The sequence below is a fragment of the Devosia chinhatensis genome, from assembly GCF_000969445.1.
Lineage (GTDB): Bacteria > Pseudomonadota > Alphaproteobacteria > Rhizobiales > Devosiaceae > Devosia > Devosia chinhatensis.
Genome location: NZ_JZEY01000054.1, coordinates 340,316 through 357,169 on the forward strand (window position 1 = coordinate 340,316; position 16,854 = coordinate 357,169).

The following is a 16,854-nucleotide window of genomic DNA, read 5'->3' on the forward strand; positions in this document are numbered from 1 at the left end:
CAAGGGTTTGCGCTAAGGCGACTTCACCGGATATCGCTGAGAGCGATCGTCAACTCCTAGACGTCTCGGTTCAATCTGCGTTCCAGGCAAGACCCTTCCTCGACGACGCCGATGTCGAGCGTTTCTGCAACCTCCTCGACTCGATGCGCCAGCGCACCAACACGCGCTTCATGGTCATCACAGGGCAGGGGACCACTCTAGAGTACTTCGGATCGCATTTTACGCTTCCGGTTGACTCATCTCATGCTTCCATGCGCAGCTTATGCTTCACTGAACATAGACCGCTTCGCGAAAACTTTCGGCAGTCGTCAGGTCCACCGAGACGAGCTGGCTGACGCCGCGCTCGGCCATGGTCACGCCGAACAGCCGGTCCATCCGGCTCATGGTAATCGGATTGTGCGTGATGACCATGAAGCGCGTATTGGTGCGCTGGCGCATGCTGTCGAGGAGGTTGCAGAACCGCTCGACATTGGCATCGTCGAGGGGCGCATCGACCTCGTCGAGCACGCAGATCGGGGCGGGATTGGTGAGGAAGACCGCAAAGATCAGGCTCATGGCGGTGAGCGCCTGCTCGCCGCCCGACAACAGGGTCATGGTCTGCGGCTTCTTGCCAGGCGGGCGGGCGATGATCTCGAGCCCGGCTTCCAGCGGATCCTCGCTTTCCACAAAGCTCAGCTCCGCCGTGCCGCCGCCGAACAGGGTGGTGAACAATTCCTGAAAATAGGCATTCACCTTGCCGAACGCCTCGTTGAGCCGGGCGCGGCCCTCGCGGTTGAGCGTTGAAATGCCGGCGCGCAGCTTGGCGATGGCCTCGATGACGTCGTCGCGATCGGCCACCATGGTATCGAGCCGGGCCTGGACCTCCTCGGCTTCCTTCTCGGCACCCAGATTGACCCCGCCCAGCCGCTCGCGCTCGGCCCTCAGCCGGTCGAGCTTCTGCTCGATGGCCGGCTCGGCGGGCAAAGCCTGTTCGGGGCGGATGCCGGACGCTTCGAGCGTGCGGCTGGCCGGAATGCCCAGTGTCTCCTCGATCTGCCGCTCGATCTGCTGGCGCTGGGCCATGCTGCCCTTGAGCCGCTCCTCGATGCGGGTCAGCTCGATGCGCACCGAATTGAGCGTATCGCCGGCGGCTTTCAGCGCCCGGTCGGCATCGCGCCATTCGGTCTGGGCGCGGCTGAGGCTGTCACCGGCGGCCTGGTGTTCGTCTCGCGCTGTTTCGATCTGGTCTTCGAGCTGGGCGCGGCGGCTGGCAAAGCCGTCCGGCGCTTCGCTGAGCTCGGCGAGCTGCGCATTGACCTCGCCCAGGCGCTGGTCGAGGATATCGATCTGGGCGCGGGCGGCGTCACGACGGCGTTGCCAGGCTGCGCTGTCGCGGGCCAGCTGATCGATACGGGCCTGGCGCATACGCGCGCCGGCCTCGACATTGCCGAGCGTGACGCGGGCCTGATCGGCACGGTCACGCAGGGCCAGAAGGCGTTGCTGCCCGGCTTCGACAGCATCGGCCATCGTCGTCTCGTCGCCCGCCTCGAACAGCAAGTCCTCGGCCTCGGCCTGCATCGCCTCGGCTTCGACAAGGCTGGCAGTGAGCCGGGCCTGCGCCTCTTCGAGGGTGGAGCGACGCGTGGCGAGATCGCCAGCGGCGCGTTGGGCTTTGTCATGGCCGGCCTGGGCAGCACCGATGGCATGCTGGGCGGCACGCCAGTCCTCGCGCGCCTGGCGCTCGGCATGACGGGCTTCATCGAGCCCTTTGGCGCGGGCCTCGACATCGCGCTTCCAGGCATTGCGCTCGGCCTTGGCTCGGGTGAGTTCCTCGTCCAGCTCGGCCAGCCGGTTGCGCTGGGCCAGGCGCTGCGCGGCCGGGCTGGGCGCATCGGCAGCGGCGACGAAACCGTCCCAGCGCCACATCGCACCATCCAGCGTCACGAGGCGCTGGCCGGGCTTGAGAGCGGCCATCAGCGCCGGGCCGTCCACCGCGTCAACGAGCCCAATCTGGGCCAGGCGGCGTTCGAGCAGATTGAGCCCCCTGACATGGCGCGACAGGGGCTCGGCGCCCTGCGGCAAAGGCGGATCGTCATAGCGATCGATGGCGATCGACCAGTGCATCGGCGCGCCGGCATCCGAGGACGCTTCGAGATCATCGCCCAGGGCGGCGCCGAGCGCGGTTTCGTAGCCGGGCGCAACCTGCAACTCGTCCATGACGGCAGGCCAGAGGCTGGCGCCGGTATTGAGCATGCGGGCCAGGGTCGAGGCTTCGGCGTCGAGCCGGGTGACGAGCGCCTCGAGCTCGGCAAGGCGCGGCCGGGCCTCGTCGAGCGCGTCCTGTGCCGACCCGGCCTGTTCTTCGGCGGCGATGGCGCGCTGTTCGGCCTGGGCGGCGTGTTCCTGCGCGGCCTCGAGTGCGGCCCGGCTGAGCCCCAGCGTCTCATCGGCATCGAGCCGGGCGACGAGTTCGCCTCGCTCGGTTTCGATATCGGCCAATTGCTGGGCAAGGCGCGTCTGGCGGCTGCGGGCATCGAGTACCGATCGCTCGGCCTGGGCGCGGCGGGCCCGCATCTGCGCCAGCGCATCGGCGGCCTCGCGGGTCTCGGCTTCGGCCGCATTGGCGGCGGCTCGGGCAGCGTCGGCCAGTTCGCGCGCGGCATCGAATGCGGCCTGGGCCTCTTCCTGCTCGGCGGTCAGCTGCGCGATCTCGTCATGATAGGCCGAAAGGGTCGTCTCGCTCTCGGCGATCAGGTCGCGTTCGCGCGTCCCGTCTGCTGCGATCTGGTGCAGGCGTCCCTCGAGCTCGACGCGGCGCTGGCCAAGCCGGCGCGCCTCGTCGGCGAGCTGTTCGGCCAGGATCGTGTAGCGTTGCAGCACCGCCCCGGTGACCGCTTCGCGCTCGCGCAGCGGGGTCAGCGCGCCCTCAGCGGTCTCGGCGGCCTGGAGCGTCAGGTGATGGGCGTGATTGGCGTCTGCCAGTGCGCGGATCAGCACCGCCTGGCTGGCCTCATTTTCTTTTTCCGCGACGCGGCTCGCCACCCAGCGCAGATGGAAGAGGGTCGCCTCGATGCGGCGGATGTCCCCCGAAAGGCTGCGATAACGGGTGGCAAGGCGCGCCTGGCGCTTGAGGGTTTCGAGCTGGGAGCCGACCTGGGCGATGATGTCGTCGACGCGCTCGAGATTGCCCTCGGCTGCGCGCAGGCGCAATTCCGCCTCGTGCCGCCGGGAATGAAGGCCCGAAATTCCGGCGGCTTCTTCGAGCAGGGCGCGCCGGGCGGTGGGCTTGGCAGCGATGAGTTCGCCAATCTGTCCCTGCCGCACCATCGAGGGAGAACGCGAACCCGTCGAGGCATCGGCAAAGAGGAGCTGCACGTCGCGGGCGCGGGTTTCCTTGCCGTTGACCTTATAGACGGAGCCGGCCTCGCGCTCGATGCGGCGAGTGACTTCGAGGATGTCGGCCGTATTGAGGGCGGCGGGCGCCGTGCGGTCGGCATTGTCGAGGACGAGCGTAACCTCGGCCGTGTTGCGCGCCGGGCGATTGCCGGAGCCCGAAAAGATGACATCGTCCATGCCCGAGGCGCGCATGGCCTTGTAAGAGCTTTCGCCCATGACCCAGCGCATGGCCTCGACAAGATTGGACTTGCCACAGCCATTGGGTCCGACAATGCCGGTCAGCCCAGGCTCCATGACGAGCACGGTTTCATCGGAAAAGGACTTGAAGCCATGAAGGTGCAGGCGGGAGAATTTCATGGGCATCCACCCATGTCAGAGCCCGGATTTTCGACCTCTGGTCCTCTCAGGATCAAGACGAAGGTCGAGGTGGTCCAGTAATCCGGTGCTGGACCCCATCCCTCATTCCCTCCCCTCAAGGGGGAGGGACGCGACGGAGCCGGAGCTCCGTCTCGATACTTACTGCGCAGCGGGAGCGGGAGCTTCGGCGGCAGGAGCCATGGCGTCGGCCGCTGGAGCCGTTGCATCGGCAGCCGGTGCGGGCGCCGCAGGGGTCTCGCTCGTCGTGGTCGGAGCGACGAAATCGGCAGGCACGAGGGGGTCGATCTCGGCAGCGAGCTGCTCGAGCGTCTTGCCACCGGAAAGTGTCTTGCCATTGACATAGAATGTCGGCGTCCCCGTCAGGCCGAACTCGTCGAGAGCCTGGTTCTTCTGCGCTTCAATCCCGGTCAGCACGTCCTGATTCGTCAAGGCAGCGTTGAAGCTTTCCTCTGTAAAGCCGAGCTGCAGGGCAATGTTATAGAGGGCGTCGCGCGGCGTTTCCGACATGCCCCAGTCATTCTGGGTGCGGAAATAGGTGGCCACGACGTTGTGGTAGTTTTCCGGGCCAGCGGCTTCGGCCAGCATGAAGATGGCGGCGTCCAGCGCGTTGCGCGCGAACGGGCGCACGATGAACAGCACCTTGCCGGTGTCGATATACTGGGCCTTGAAAGGCTCGTAGACCGAATTGTGGAAGGTGGCGCAGTGCGGGCAGGTGGGCGAAGCATATTCGATCACCGTGACCGGAGCGTCCGGATTGCCCTCGGCGTGATCGACCAGGCCGCCGGCGGGCGCCATCAACCTGGCGGTATCGATCACGTCACCCTCAGCGCCCTGCGCCAGCCCGACCCCCGAAAGGCTCAGCGCCGAAGCGGCAGCAGCAAGAATGATGGTTTCGCGGCGATTGAATTTCACGTCGAAGGCTCCTAATAATTGGCTGGGCGACACTACACCGCGTGAAGGTGTCGGCAAGTGGGCACAGATATCAACACGCGGTGAACAGTCTATCCGTTGTTTCGTTCCGTTTTGCTGGACAGTGCCAGGCCCAGGACCCGCAACGCTTCCCGCAAAGTCTCATCCTCGACCCTTTCGGTCTGTGCGCCCACCCTGGCAATGGCGTCCGGGCTGGGCTTGTGCTGTTTCTGCACCTTGCGGCCTGAACCGGGCGTGAACGGCTCGGCGGAGAGGCGCACGTCACGCACGAGCACATAGCCGAAATAGCGGTTCACCGCCGCCGCGATCGCGGGCGCCTCGTGCTGGGCAAAGAGAGCCTGGCCGGGCGCGCAGCGCAGCACCAGCGTTGCCCCATCGGCATTGTTGCTGGCGCGCGGCCAGCTCAGCTTTTCGGGCAGGGTGGTTTCGTTAAAGGGCGCCGGCGCGATCAGCGACCAGTGCGAAATGATGTCCCGGCTGGCAAAGCCGCGTTTGCGCAGCACCGGGTCGATCGCGCCTGCCAGCGCATCGGCGACGGAAACGGCTCGGTTGCGGCGCTTGTATTCTGGCAGTTTATCCTCGGGCATGATCCACATATCGCCCGCTCAGGCGCAGATACAAGTGCCTTGGATTGTCGAGACTGTCGTCCGTCATCCGTCGCGGTACTGATTTTGTTCGCAGGAGGCACAGATGCCGACATTGATATCCCGGGACGGCACCACCATTGGATATGACGTCAGGGGGAGCGGCCCGGTCATTATATTGGTCGCAGGGGCTACCCAGTATCGCGCCATAGACCATGCCACGCCACGGCTCATAGACCATCTCGCATCGCACTTCACGATGGTCAATTTCGACCGTCGCGGCCGCGGCGCCTCTACCGACACACTGCCTTATGCCGTGGCGCGTGAAATAGAGGACATCGAAGCGCTGATCGACGCCATGGGTGGGCGTGCAGGACTATATGGCATGTCGTCGGGGGCCGTGCTGGCGCTGGAAGCCGCTGCGGCGCTGCCCGGAAAAGTGACCTCGTTGTTCCTCTATGAGCCGCCGGTGGATGTCGGCCAGCCCACCGAGGATCTCTGGAAGCAGCATGGGGAAGTGGCGGCGCTGGCCGAGAAGGGCGATGGCGAAGGCATGATGTGCCATTTCATGGGGGCATTCATGTCGCCCGAGGAGCTGGAGGCTTTCAGGCGGTCACCGGCCTGGCCGGCATTCGCTGCCGTCGGCGCCACGATCGAGCACGACTACCGGGTGATGGCCGAGGCGCGCGATGGCGACAGCCAGCCCGCGCGCTGGCGGGACGTTGCCGTGCCTGTACTCGTGGTCAATGGAGACAGCAGCTTTGACTTCATCGATGCCGGCGCAGCCTGGGTGGCGGCGGGAGTGCCGGGCGCAAGCCGGCGCATTCTTCCAGGCCAGGGCCATGATGTCAGCGAGGAGGCTCTCGCGCCGGTCATGATGGCGTTTTTTGGCGCGAATTGATCGTTTTGGCATTGTATGAGGGGCCATGCCTCTCAGCCATCATCATCCCGTCGATTCGTCCGCCGTCCTTGACTGGTACGATCTGCACGCCCGCGACCTGCCCTGGCGGGTGTCACCGGGCGACCGGCGTGCCGGCATCAGCCCCGATCCTTATCGCGTCTGGCTGAGCGAGGTCATGCTGCAACAGACCACGGTGGCGGCTGTAAAAGCCTATTTCCTGCGTTTCACCGGTCTCTGGCCCACAGTCTTCGACCTGGCCGCCGCCCCGCTCGATGCGGTGCTGCGCGAATGGGCCGGCCTTGGCTATTACGCCCGGGCGCGAAATCTGCATGCCTGCGCCCAGGCGGTGGTGAAAGAGCATGGCGGGGTCTTTCCGCAAAGCTCGGCAGGCCTGCAGGCCCTGCCGGGGATCGGCGCCTATACCAGCGCTGCCATTGCGGCGATCTGTTTTGACGAGCCCATTGCCGTGCTCGACGGCAATCTCGACCGGGTGCTGGCGCGTTTTTATGCCGTGCCCGTGCCAGTGCGGGAGGTAAAGGACGATCTGCGCGCTGCCCTTCAGGCTTCGGTGCCAAAAAGGGCCGGGGATTTCGCCCAGGCCATGATGGATCTGGGCGCCACGATCTGCGCCCCGCGCAATGCCAGCTGCCTCATCTGCCCGCTCCAGCCGGGCTGCATCGCCGCGCGCGAGGGCACGCCTCTGCTCTATCCGGTCAAGCCGGCCAAGGCGGAAAAGCCGGTGCGGCGCGGCCATGCCTATGTGATGCGGGATGCGGCCGGCGACGTCTATCTCCAGACGCGCCCCGCCAAGGGGCTTCTGGCCAGCATGACCGAGGTGCCGACCTCGCCCTGGGTCGCCGAGCCGGCAGAGCCGGACTTTCCCCTCACCGCTGAATGGCGGCGCTGCGGCAGCATCGTGCATGTCTTCACCCATTTCCGGCTGGAGCTGGACGTGTGGTCGGCCGTGGTTGCGCCCGAGGGGCTCGAGCATGGCTGGTGGGCGGAGCCGGCGACGCTCGGAAGAGAGGCTTTGCCGACCTTGTTCCGCAAGGTGCTGGCCGAGGCCGGCCTCAGCTGAACACCAGCCTTGTCACCCGCTCGCTTCGGCCGGATGACGCAAAGAAAAAGGCCGCCGGGGCAAACCGGCGGCCAGTGAGTAGAGCCTGATAGGGAGATTGGAGGTCAGGATCAGGCAGAAAGCAAATCAAGTTTTTGGCGAATGTCTGCCCGAAGGGAGTCGATCGGTTCGACATTGCCGGAACGTTCGTGGTGCCAGAAGGTCCACCCGTTGCATGACTCAGATCCCTGAACCAGAGCGCCGACCTTGTGGATCGATCCCTGGTGTGGACCCGAGACGAGCGAGCCGTCTGCACGAACCATGGCAGAGTAACGTTTCGTTAAGTCGAAAAGTTGCGCACCCACTTCGATCAATCCCTGTTCGACCAGCGAACCGAAGGGAATGCGGGTTTCCTTGCGCTTGGGCGTGACGGATTGCAGCGCCTCGAACACGCCGGGCCGGATGCTGGCGATGCGCTGGCGCGCGCCCTCGATATAGCTGGCCTCGCGGTCGATGCCGATGAAGTGACGGCCCAGCTTGCGCGCAACGGCGCCGGTCGTTCCGGTGCCGAAAAAGGGATCGAGCACGATGTCGCCGGGCTTGGTGGTGGCGTTGAGAATCCGGAACAGCAGCGCTTCAGGCTTCTGGGTGGGGTGAAGCTTGTTGTCGTCCTCGCCCCTGAGGCGTTCGGCGCCCGTGCAGATGGGAAACAGCCAGTCGCTGCGCATCTGCGTGTCGTCATTGGCCAGCTTCATGGCTTCATAATTGAAGGTGACGCGGCTCTTCTGGCTCTTGGCGGCCCAGATCAGCGTCTCATGCGCATTGGTAAAGCGCGTGCCGCGGAAATTGGGCATCGGATTGGCCTTGCGCCAGACGATGTCGTTGAGCATCCAGAAATCGAGATCCTGGAGCGCCGCGCCGACGCGGAAAATGTTGTGATAGGACCCGATGACCCAGAGCGCGCCATCGGGCTTGAGCAGCCGTCGGGCGGCAGCCAGCCAGCCGCGCGTGAAGGCATCGTAATGGGCGAAGCTGTCGAACTTGTCCCAGTCATCGTCGACGGCGTCGACCTTTGACTGGTCGGGACGGGTCAACCCCTGCTCGAGCTGGAGGTTGTAAGGCGGATCGGCGAAGATGAGATCGATGGAGCCGGCCGGCAAGCTATTCATGTGGTCGATGCAATCGCCCACAAGGATAGTATCGATCGGAAGGCGCGTGGCCTCCCTTTCCGCATCGGCCTTGGCGGCCGTACGCGCGGTACGCAACATGCTCTTAACCCTAACGCAGTACTAACGATCCCGTTATAGACCGTCGAGGTTAATGGAGCGTTCGCAAGGGGTTAGCAGGGGGTTAACCGGCCGCCGCGATCGTGGTCCGCCGCACGAGGAGCGCCGCCACCGGCGCAAAGGCCTCGCGATGGTGGCGACAGGGGCCATGCCGGTCGAGCGCCGAGAGATGGGCGGCCGTGCCATAGCCCTTGTGGCCGGCAAAGCCGAAATGGGGCGCGTCGCAATCCATGATTTCGCACATGCGGTCGCGCGTTACCTTGGCGATGATCGAGGCTGCCGCAATCGAGACGCTGCGCCCGTCGCCGCCGATCAGCGCCAGGCCCGGGCAGGGCAGGTCGGGCGGTAAGTCGCGGCCATCGACGAGCACACGATCGACCGGCTGGGGCAGGGCGCGAACGGCACGGGCCATGGCGGCAAGCGTGGCCCCGCGAATATTGCGGGTGAGAATGTCGAGCGGCGGCGCGGACACGATGGCGACATCGGCATGGGCCATGATCTCGTCATAGAGCGCGTCGCGGCGCTCGGGCGTCAGTTTCTTGGAATCGTTGAGCCCCGCGGGAATGCGGTCCGGATCGAGCCGCACGGCGGCGACCACGACCGGACCGGCCAGCGGGCCACGGCCGGCTTCGTCCACGCCGGCAACGAGGCGGGCGCCGCGCGCCATCAGCATCTGCTCGTGGCTGTAATCGGGAAAATCAGCCTCGGGCGCAAAGAGCGCTTTTGCATCCGGTGCCGGCTTGCTGCGAGCGGCCATGATCAGGCTTTGCTGCCGAGGGCGGCGTCGAGCGCGGCCCGGTCCGCCACGAAAAGATGATGCCCGATGCGGTTGGTTTCACCCACGAAGTCGCGAAGCGCACCGCTGGCGGCGAGGGGCGCGGAAATGTCCCCCACAATGGCGAGGCGCATCCGGTAATTCTGCAGCTTCTGGAAGAAGTGTCCCGCCTGCTTGTTGGCCAGCTCGAAAAAGTGGGGAGCGAAACGCGCCGCGGGCACGACGAGCATTTCCGCCGCGCTGCCATAGGTCTGCCCGATCAGGTCGAGCGCATCGTCTTCGCTGCCCAGGGCAGGGCCCTGGTCGGCGACGAAAAACAGATGAACGCCGTTGACGATCTCGGTCTGCATCCCGATGTCCATTTCGCAATCCGGTCCTCTGCTGATATAGGAGTCGCGCCGGGGGGCAAAGGTGAGAGAGACCCATGCGCAATGCAATTTGGCTTGCCGCCCTGCTGGCTTTTGCCGGCCCGGCTGCGGCGGAGCCCTTCCATCATCCCTTTGGAGAATGGCGAGAATATCACCGCGACTGGCTGGCCGCCTGCCCCGACAGCATCGAGGAAGATGCCACCGATTATTACGGTTATTCCTGCTTTGCCAGCACCGGTAGCCAGGAATTGAACGGCGCGGGCCTGCCGGCCTACAAGCTGACGCTGATTCATAACCGGCTCAATGGCGACATCGACCTGGCGATCACGGTGTCTCCCGATGAGGGCGAATACGATACGAGCCGACCAATCGTCTTGCGCTTCGGCGGTGAGCCGCCGCTGGCCCTCTCCTTCGGCGCCGATATCGAGACCCGGCACAATACCGTGAACCAGTTCTTCCTTCTGGGCGACGACCGCCAGAAGGTGCTCGACAAGATGGGTGACCGCAATGCGCTGACCCTCTCGGTGCCGCTCCTCGGTGTGGACAGGCCGGTGGAAAGCCGAATGTCGCTGCGCGGCGTGCTGGCCTCGCTCGACTTCATGTCCACCTATGCGCGGCGCGTCGCCGAGTATTGACGTCCTAGCCGCTATGGTGTCGGTTCGCCCCACTCCAAAGGAATGGACCGACATGCCTCTCAAGCCCGGCGCCGCGCTGCTTTTCGATATCGATGGCACGCTGGTGGAAAGCGATCCACTGCATCTTGAGGCCTTCAACCGGGTCTTTGGTCCGCGTGGGCATCATTTCGATCGCGAACGGTTCGGCCAGCATCTGCAGGGCCTTGCCAACGAGGCTATCGCGGCGCGCTTCCTGCCCGAGGAAACGCCCGAGCAGCGCATTGCGGTGATGAACGAGAAGGAAGCCACCTTCCGCCGGCTTGCCGGCGCGGGGATCGAGCCGGTCCCGGGACTGGGCGCGCTGCTCGACTGGGCGGACGGGGAGGGCGTGCCGATGGTGGCGGTGACCAATGCACCGCGCGCCAATGCCGATCAATTGCTCGATGCCATAGCCGTGCGGGACCGCTTCCGGGCTGTGGTGGTGGCCGAGGACCTTGCCCATGGCAAGCCGCATCCCTTGCCCTATCTGGAGGGCCTGCGCCTGCTGGGCGCCGATGCGGCCCACAGCGTCGCCTTCGAGGATTCCCGGACCGGGATCGCGTCGGCCGTTGCCGCCGGTATTGCCACCATCGGCATGGCAACCGGACTGAAGCCGGAACAGCTGGTGACGGCGGGCGCCATCATGGGCGTCCCCGATTATCGGGAAAAAGCCGTGATCGATTTCATCAAGGCACGGTTGCTCGCCTGACAGCGGCCCGTCCTAGAACAGGCTCATCTGCTTGCTTTCCAGCTTCGGCGCCTCGAACAGATCGGTGCGCAGGCCCGCAAGCTTGGCCTCCAGCCCATAGCGGTCGCGGGCCTTTTCGAAGCGCTGGCGCAAAAGCGTGGCATAGGGACCTTCGCCGGTCATGCGGGTGCCCCAGCGCGAATCGTAGTCCTTGCCGCCGCGCGTGTCGCGCACGAGCGAAAGGACGTGGCGGACGCGGTCCGGGAAGTGCCGCAGGAGCCATTCGCGGAACACGTCGCGCACCTCGCCCGGCAGGCGCAACAGGATCATCTGCGCACTGATCGCGCCCTGGGCCTTGCCCGCATCGAGAATGCGCTCGAGCTCCATGTCGTTGATCGCCGGGATCATCGGCGAGGCGAAAATCGCGGTGGGGATGCCGGCCTCGGAAAGCAGGCGAATGGCTTCAAGCCGCCGGGCGGGCGAGGAGGCGCGCGGCTCCATCTTGCGGCTGAGCTTGTGGTCCATCGAGGTGACCGACATCGCGACCTTGACCAGGCCCAGCCCTGCCAGCTCGGTCAGAATGTCCAGATCGCGCGCGATCAGCGCCGACTTCGTGGTGATCATCACCGGATGGCGCGTCTCCAGCATGACTTCGAGAATGCCTCGCGTCAGCTTGTGCTTGCGTTCGGCCGGCTGGTAGGGATCGGTATTGGTGCCCATGGCAATGGGCTTGGGGCGATAGTTCCGGGCAGCAAATTCGGATTTCAGCGCCTCGACCGCATTGGTCTTGACGTAGATGTCGCGCTCGAAATCGATGCCCGCCGAATGACCGAGAAAGGCATGGCTGGGCCGGGCGAAGCAGTAAGAGCAGCCATGCTCGCAGCCGCGATAGGCATTGATCGAGCGCTCGAAGCCGATATCGGGACTGTCATTGCTGGTGATGATCGACTTGGCGCGCTCCATATGTTCGACCGTTTCGAACAGGGGCATTGGCTCGACGCTACCCCAGCCATCGTCGAAGCTGTCGCGCTGATGCGGCTCGAAACGGCCCGAGCGGTTGGACTGCGCACCGCGACCCCGCGCCTGCACCAGCTCGCGCCGTGCCAGATCGGCGTCGCGGCTGCGGCTCAAGCGCTCCAGAGCTTCAAAGGAAGGGGCCTGATAAAGGGCCATGGTCGTGGTCTCCTGCCTGCTGCGGCCACAGAATCGAGCTGTGTCCGACAGGACAGAACGCTAGCAGGTTAATGAGAACAAAACAAGAACATCAATTTGGGCCGATGTCCGCCTGAAGCATATATCGGCAGGGCCGCCATGCATTACAAGACTGGACGCAAGAGGGCGCGTGACGTAGACAACCGGCCTTCATCCGGTTCCGCATCGTCGCTATCCCAAGGGCTGTCCACGCCCGATTTACGGCTGCGGCGCGCTGCTGACAGGGCTTGTCACACAAAGTTCGGAACGGATGTCGAAACTGGGCGGCCTGCAGCGTCGCATGGCCGCAACCACCGCGAAAGGGACACGAGATGACAATGGATGCAGCAGCTCAGGAGCTGCCGGAAAGTTTGGCGGAAACGCCCGACCACACCGCACGAAACCGGCTGGTCATCGCCATCCTTCTGGTGTCGACCTTCGTGGTGTTTCTCAACGAAACCATCATGAGCGTGGCCATTCCCCACCTGATGGTTGATCTGGGCGTGACGGCCGGCGCGGCTCAATGGCTGACCACCGCGTTCCTGCTGACGATGGCGGTGGTCATTCCGATCACCGGTTTCCTCCTGCAGCGCATCAATACGCGACCGATCTTTCTTCTGGCCATGTCGGTGTTTTCGGTCGGGACACTGGTTTGCGCGCTGGCGCCGGGCCTTGAGCTGCTGGTGACCGGCCGCGTTGTTCAGGCCATCGGCACGGCGATCATGATGCCGCTCCTGATGACCACGGTGATGACGCTGGTGCCGCCCGAAGGGCGCGGCAAGACCATGGGCAATATCTCCATCGTCATGGCCGTTGCCCCGGCTATCGGCCCCACGATCGGCGGCTTCATCCTGGGCCATTTCGACTGGCGCTTCATGTTCTATTTCACCCTGCCCATCGCCATTGGCGCGCTGATCCTGGGTGCAACGCGCATTCGCAATGTCTCGACGCCCCGCTTTGCGCCGCTCGACATCGTCTCCGTGATCCTGTCTGCGCTGGCCTTTGGCGGCCTGGTCTATGGCCTGTCGAGCCTGGGCGAGGGTGCCGAGCACCCCTCACCCATCCCGGCCTTCGTGCCGATCCTGGTCGGTGTCGTGGCCATGGCGATCTTCGTCTGGCGCCAGATGCGTCTCGCCTCGGAAAACAAGGCGCTGCTCGATCTGCGCACATTGCAGCACCGCAATTACACCTTTGCGCTGGTGACCATGGCCATCGCCATGGTGGCGCTGCTGGGGTCCTCCATCCTGCTGCCGATCTATACGCAGAACGTGCTGGGTCTCGATACGCTGCAGACCGGCATGATCCTGTTGCCGGGCGGGCTGCTCATGGGCCTGATGGGACCGATCGTGGGGCGCCTGTTCGACCGCGTCGGACCGCGACCGCTCCTGGTTCCGGGCGTGATCCTGGTCTCGGCCGTGATGTGGGCGCTGACCATGGTGGGCACCGACACGCCGGTCTGGGCCGTCGTTGCGGGCCATGTCACCCTGAGCCTGGGGCTGGCATTGACTTTCACCCCGCTTTTCACCTCGTCAATGGGCTCGGTGCCAATGCCGCTCTATTCCCATGCCAGCGCCATTCTCGGATCGGTGCAGCAGGTGGCCGGCGCCGCGGGCATCGCGCTGTTCGTGGCCGTGATGAGCCTGCGCACGGCGGCCAGCGCAGCCGAAGGTCTTGACGGTGTCGAGGCTCTCGCCGCCGGTATCCGGGCCGGGTTCCTCTGCGGGGCAGTGGTGTCGGTGCTGATGGTGGTGGCGGCAACCTTCGTGCGTCGACCCACCATGGCGACGCCGGGCGCGATGCCTGCCGGCCACTAAGGCTGGTCACACCGCCAAAGACACAAAGGGCGCCGGTTCGACCGGCGCCCTTTTTCATTCCGGGACGGGCTGGCTCAGGCCCGTACGGAGAGCGAGAGAGCAAGGCCCCAGGGATCGGTGATCGTCGTGTTCTTGACCTGTGCCCGGCCGAGAATGGCGTCGCGCTGGGCGGGCGTGTCGAGGATGAGCTCGAACGCCGAGAGGCCGGTTCGGCCTTGTGCAATGGGGCCGGCACCGCGGCTCGACCAGACATTGCTCGCCAATTGATGATGATAGCCGCCCGCTCCGTAGAAACTGGCGCCCGGATAATGCGCGGTGATCTCTGTGCCCAAGACGCCCGAATAGAAGGGCTCGGCCACTGCGTTGTCGCCGACCTGCAGGTGCATATGGCCCACGATCAGCCCGGCGGGCGCCCCTTGCCATTCCCGTTCGGGCGCAAGGGCGAGAAGCGTGGGAATATCGAGCTTTTCGGTGGCCATGGCGATACGACCGTTGTCATCGCTCCACACTGCGCGGGGCCGGTCGGCATAGACCTCGATGCCATTGCCTTCCGGATCGTGCAGATAAACCGCCTCGCTGACCAGGTGGTCGGACGCGCCGTCGACCGCAATGCGGGCATTGGCGATATGGCGCAGCCACGCCGCGAGGCTTTCCCGATCCGGCATCAGAAAGGCAGTGTGGAACAGACCGGCGGAGCGGGGGTCGCGCTGGGCGAGGCTGTCATCGCCACGCAATTCGAGCAGCGCCGTGTCGCCGACGCCCAGGCGCAGCGTCTTGCCGTCGCGGCCGATCGTCTCGAGGCCGAGCAGGTGGCGGTAATAATCGGCGACGACGTCGAGCTGACGCACATTGAGCGTCACGAGGCCGATCTGCATGGGGGCGGTGGCCGAAGCGGGCATGGCAATCTCCTGGCGCGCGCGGCTGGGCGCGCTGTTGCCCGGAACATGCGCCCGAACCGCCCCGGTTTAAAGCGAGGGGCGGCGAACGTGTTGTTCGTCGTTTGTTACCGTTCGGCCAGCCGCGGCATCAGCTCGACGAAATTGCACGGCTTGTGGCGGTAATCGAGTTGGTGGGTGAGGATGCCTTCCCAGGCGTCGCGACAGGCGCCGCGCGAACCGGGCAGGCAGAAGACGAACGTGGTGCCGATGAGGCCCGCCGTGGCGCGCGATTGCAGCGAGGACGTGCCGACGGTGCCGGCCGAATATTGATGGAAGAGCACGGAAAACCCTTCCATGCGCTTGTCGAACAGCGGCTCGACGGCCTCAGGTGTGACGTCGCGGCCGGAAAAGCCGGTGCCGCCGGTGGTGAGAACGACATCGACGCCAGGATCGGCCACCAGCGCCTGCACGGCAGCACGGATCAGCTGGATATCGTCGCGCACCACCTGCCGGCTATGGCAGGCATGACCATCGGCTTCGAGCAGCGACTTGAGCAGGGCGCCGCCCGTATCGGTTTCGAGGTCACGCGTGTCGGACACTGCTATGACGGCGATGGAGAGAGGCTTGAAGGCCCGATCCTCAAACCGGCTTGTCTTGAACATCGCGCTCGCTCCCCAGGGTTTCGATCAGCTCTTCGGGCACGGAAGGCTCATGCCGGACCACGATATCGTCGTCCTCCATGCTTTCACCGCGCGGGTCAAGCACGAAGGTTTCCGGGGTGATCTGGCGATCGCTCATCGGCTGGAAGGGCGCGCGGCCTTCCGCATCGACGCTCTTGCGCACCCGCATGCGCAGATAGGCCGCGCCGGCCAGGGCACCATGGAAGGTGGTGGTGACGACGAACAGCCCCACCGGGCTCCAGGCACCCATGATCATCGAGGCGACCGCCGGCCCAAGCGCGAGGCCCACGCCCAGAATAAGGAGCATGCCGCCGGCAATGGTGGCGAAATCGCCATCCTTGGCGAAGTCGTTGGCATGGGCGACGGCCACCGCATAGATGGGATTGGCCGCAAAACCATAGGCGGCGAACAGCACATACATCAGCCACCCCGCACTGGGATTGATGAGCGTCGTCAGCGCGCCCACAATAGCGGCGAAACCCGAGAGGCCGATCAGCACGATGCGCCGGTCGATCCGGTCCGACAGGCGGCCGAACGGCACCTGCGCCACCGCACCCAGAATGGCGGCGATGGCAAAGAGCAGCGCGATACCGGAGGCGTCGAGCCCCTGTTCGTATCCATAGACAGGCGCCAGCGTGCCGAAGGCGCCGTTGGCCATGCCCACCGAGAAGGCGGCGATGGCCGCGACGGGTGAGGTCCTGTAGAGCAAGCCGATGTCGAGCCTGGCCGATTTCAGCGGCTTGGGTTGCGGGCTCGAGGTCAGTGCCGTGGGCAGGACGGCGCAGATGAAGCTGATGGCACCGATGACGAACGGGATGTAGCCGGCCGTGCCGGTGATCGACATGGCCACCTGGCCTAGGGTGGAGGCGCCCATATTGATGGTGGTGTAGATCGAGAAGATGGTGCCGCGGCTTTTGTTGTCCGCGACTTCGTTGAGCCAGCTTTCCACGATCATGGCGGCACCGGCAAAGCAGAACCCGGACAAGGCCCGCAGCACGATCCAGCTGACATCGTTGATCCAGAGCAGGTTGAGCAGGATCGTGATCGTGCCGATAGCGGCCATGACCGAGAAGGCTCGGATATGACCGACCTTGCGCACGACAAGCGGAACGGTCAGCGAGCCGGCGACGAAGCCGATCGACCAGCCCGTGCCGATCAGGCCAAGGGCCAGAAGGGAGAAGTTCTCCTCGGCCCCGCGCACCGAGAGCAGCAGGCCCTGCAGGCCGCCGCCGAACATCAGCAGGGCAGAACCGAGGAAAAGGGCGTAGATCTTGATAACGGAAGCCATGACGCGGG

At 65.1% G+C, this 16,854-nt stretch carries 15 protein-coding genes; 5 read left to right on the plus strand and 10 right to left on the minus strand.

The window, feature by feature from the left end; all coding sequences use genetic code 11:
• Positions 1-267: 267 nt before the first annotated feature.
• From VE26_RS01760 to VE26_RS01770, 3 genes are all read right to left on the minus strand, one after another.
• Positions 268-3,732 carry a chromosome segregation SMC family protein gene (locus VE26_RS01760; protein WP_046104899.1) on the minus strand — a complete coding sequence of 1,155 codons (3,465 nt, stop codon included), beginning with the start codon at positions 3,730-3,732 and terminating at the stop codon, positions 268-270.
• A gap of 159 nt (positions 3,733-3,891) precedes the next feature.
• Positions 3,892-4,665 carry a DsbA family protein gene (locus VE26_RS01765; RefSeq protein ID WP_052715599.1) on the minus strand — a complete coding sequence of 258 codons (774 nt, stop codon included), beginning with the start codon at positions 4,663-4,665 and terminating at the stop codon, positions 3,892-3,894.
• 89 nt (positions 4,666-4,754) lie between these two features.
• On the minus strand, positions 4,755-5,270 hold the full coding sequence (locus VE26_RS01770) for a DUF721 domain-containing protein (RefSeq protein ID WP_160297780.1): 516 nt from the start codon (positions 5,268-5,270) through the stop codon (positions 4,755-4,757).
• A gap of 103 nt (positions 5,271-5,373) precedes the next feature.
• Here VE26_RS01770 and VE26_RS01775 point away from each other — a divergent pair, with 103 nt between their 5' ends.
• Both VE26_RS01775 and VE26_RS01780 read left to right on the plus strand, forming a co-directional pair.
• The gene (locus VE26_RS01775; RefSeq protein ID WP_046103510.1) at positions 5,374-6,168 is read left to right on the plus strand and encodes an alpha/beta fold hydrolase; all 795 of its coding nucleotides are present in this window, start codon (positions 5,374-5,376) and stop codon (positions 6,166-6,168) included.
• Positions 6,169-6,193: 25 nt separating this feature from the next.
• Entirely contained in the window at positions 6,194-7,246 is a 1,053-nt protein-coding gene (locus tag VE26_RS01780; protein ID WP_046103511.1) for an A/G-specific adenine glycosylase, read from the plus strand.
• A gap of 110 nt (positions 7,247-7,356) precedes the next feature.
• Here the strand turns inward: VE26_RS01780 and VE26_RS01785 are convergent, their stop codons facing one another.
• The 3 genes from VE26_RS01785 to VE26_RS01795 all read right to left on the minus strand — a co-directional run bounded on the left by VE26_RS01785 (position 7,357) and on the right by VE26_RS01795 (position 9,648).
• Positions 7,357-8,493: a site-specific DNA-methyltransferase gene (locus VE26_RS01785; RefSeq protein WP_084619850.1), complete on the minus strand. Its 1,137-nt coding sequence runs from the start codon at positions 8,491-8,493 to the stop codon at positions 7,357-7,359.
• Between the two features lie 82 nt (positions 8,494-8,575).
• Positions 8,576-9,268: a ribonuclease HII gene (locus VE26_RS01790; protein WP_046103512.1), complete on the minus strand. Its 693-nt coding sequence runs from the start codon at positions 9,266-9,268 to the stop codon at positions 8,576-8,578.
• 2 nt (positions 9,269-9,270) lie between these two features.
• On the minus strand, positions 9,271-9,648 hold the full coding sequence (locus VE26_RS01795) for a DUF4180 domain-containing protein (protein WP_084619852.1): 378 nt from the start codon (positions 9,646-9,648) through the stop codon (positions 9,271-9,273).
• 62 nt (positions 9,649-9,710) lie between these two features.
• Between VE26_RS01795 and VE26_RS01800 the strand changes: the two genes are divergently transcribed.
• Positions 9,711-10,289, plus strand: coding sequence for a hypothetical protein (locus tag VE26_RS01800; RefSeq protein ID WP_046103513.1), 579 nt, complete (start codon positions 9,711-9,713; stop codon positions 10,287-10,289).
• 52 nt (positions 10,290-10,341) lie between these two features.
• Positions 10,342-11,016 carry an HAD family hydrolase gene (locus VE26_RS01805; RefSeq protein ID WP_046104903.1) on the plus strand — a complete coding sequence of 225 codons (675 nt, stop codon included), beginning with the start codon at positions 10,342-10,344 and terminating at the stop codon, positions 11,014-11,016.
• Between the two features lie 12 nt (positions 11,017-11,028).
• On the opposite strand, the gene VE26_RS01810 is transcribed toward VE26_RS01805, so the two are convergent.
• On the minus strand, positions 11,029-12,168 hold the full coding sequence (locus tag VE26_RS01810) for a PA0069 family radical SAM protein (RefSeq protein WP_052715601.1): 1,140 nt from the start codon (positions 12,166-12,168) through the stop codon (positions 11,029-11,031).
• A 356-nt stretch (positions 12,169-12,524) separates the two neighbouring features.
• Between VE26_RS01810 and VE26_RS01815 the strand changes: the two genes are divergently transcribed.
• Positions 12,525-14,000, plus strand: coding sequence for an MDR family MFS transporter (locus VE26_RS01815; protein ID WP_152658678.1), 1,476 nt, complete (start codon positions 12,525-12,527; stop codon positions 13,998-14,000).
• A gap of 74 nt (positions 14,001-14,074) precedes the next feature.
• On the opposite strand, the gene VE26_RS01820 is transcribed toward VE26_RS01815, so the two are convergent.
• The 3 genes from VE26_RS01820 to VE26_RS01830 all read right to left on the minus strand — a co-directional run bounded on the left by VE26_RS01820 (position 14,075) and on the right by VE26_RS01830 (position 16,846).
• The gene (locus VE26_RS01820; protein ID WP_046103515.1) at positions 14,075-14,899 is read right to left on the minus strand and encodes a VOC family protein; all 825 of its coding nucleotides are present in this window, start codon (positions 14,897-14,899) and stop codon (positions 14,075-14,077) included.
• A 104-nt stretch (positions 14,900-15,003) separates the two neighbouring features.
• Positions 15,004-15,540 carry a molybdenum cofactor biosynthesis protein B gene (moaB, locus tag VE26_RS01825; RefSeq protein ID WP_046103516.1) on the minus strand — a complete coding sequence of 179 codons (537 nt, stop codon included), beginning with the start codon at positions 15,538-15,540 and terminating at the stop codon, positions 15,004-15,006.
• Positions 15,518-16,846, minus strand: a complete 1,329-nt coding sequence (locus VE26_RS01830) for an MFS transporter (protein WP_046103517.1) — start codon at positions 16,844-16,846, stop codon at positions 15,518-15,520. The genes moaB and VE26_RS01830 overlap by 23 nt, the downstream gene beginning before the upstream one ends.
• Positions 16,847-16,854: the final 8 nt, after the last annotated feature.

Excerpts from the sequence above, each read along its gene's own strand:
- VE26_RS01760 (WP_046104899.1), bottom strand. The coding sequence starts at position 3,732 with ATGAAATTCTCCCGCCTGCACCTTCATGGCTTCAAGTCCTTTTCCGAT.
- VE26_RS01770 (WP_160297780.1), bottom strand. The coding sequence starts at position 5,270 with ATGCCCGAGGATAAACTGCCAGAATACAAGCGCCGCAACCGAGCCGTT.
- VE26_RS01775 (WP_046103510.1), top strand. The coding sequence starts at position 5,374 with ATGCCGACATTGATATCCCGGGACGGCACCACCATTGGATATGACGTC.
- VE26_RS01780 (WP_046103511.1), top strand. The coding sequence starts at position 6,194 with ATGCCTCTCAGCCATCATCATCCCGTCGATTCGTCCGCCGTCCTTGAC.
- VE26_RS01785 (WP_084619850.1), bottom strand. The coding sequence starts at position 8,493 with ATGTTGCGTACCGCGCGTACGGCCGCCAAGGCCGATGCGGAAAGGGAG.
- VE26_RS01790 (WP_046103512.1), bottom strand. The coding sequence starts at position 9,268 with ATGGCCGCTCGCAGCAAGCCGGCACCGGATGCAAAAGCGCTCTTTGCG.
- VE26_RS01795 (WP_084619852.1), bottom strand. The coding sequence starts at position 9,648 with ATGGACATCGGGATGCAGACCGAGATCGTCAACGGCGTTCATCTGTTT.
- VE26_RS01800 (WP_046103513.1), top strand. The coding sequence starts at position 9,711 with ATGCGCAATGCAATTTGGCTTGCCGCCCTGCTGGCTTTTGCCGGCCCG.
- VE26_RS01805 (WP_046104903.1), top strand. The coding sequence starts at position 10,342 with ATGCCTCTCAAGCCCGGCGCCGCGCTGCTTTTCGATATCGATGGCACG.
- VE26_RS01810 (WP_052715601.1), bottom strand. The coding sequence starts at position 12,168 with ATGGCCCTTTATCAGGCCCCTTCCTTTGAAGCTCTGGAGCGCTTGAGC.
- VE26_RS01815 (WP_152658678.1), top strand. The coding sequence starts at position 12,525 with ATGGATGCAGCAGCTCAGGAGCTGCCGGAAAGTTTGGCGGAAACGCCC.
- VE26_RS01820 (WP_046103515.1), bottom strand. The coding sequence starts at position 14,899 with ATGCCCGCTTCGGCCACCGCCCCCATGCAGATCGGCCTCGTGACGCTC.
- moaB (WP_046103516.1), bottom strand. The coding sequence starts at position 15,540 with ATGTTCAAGACAAGCCGGTTTGAGGATCGGGCCTTCAAGCCTCTCTCC.
- VE26_RS01830 (WP_046103517.1), bottom strand. The coding sequence starts at position 16,846 with ATGGCTTCCGTTATCAAGATCTACGCCCTTTTCCTCGGTTCTGCCCTG.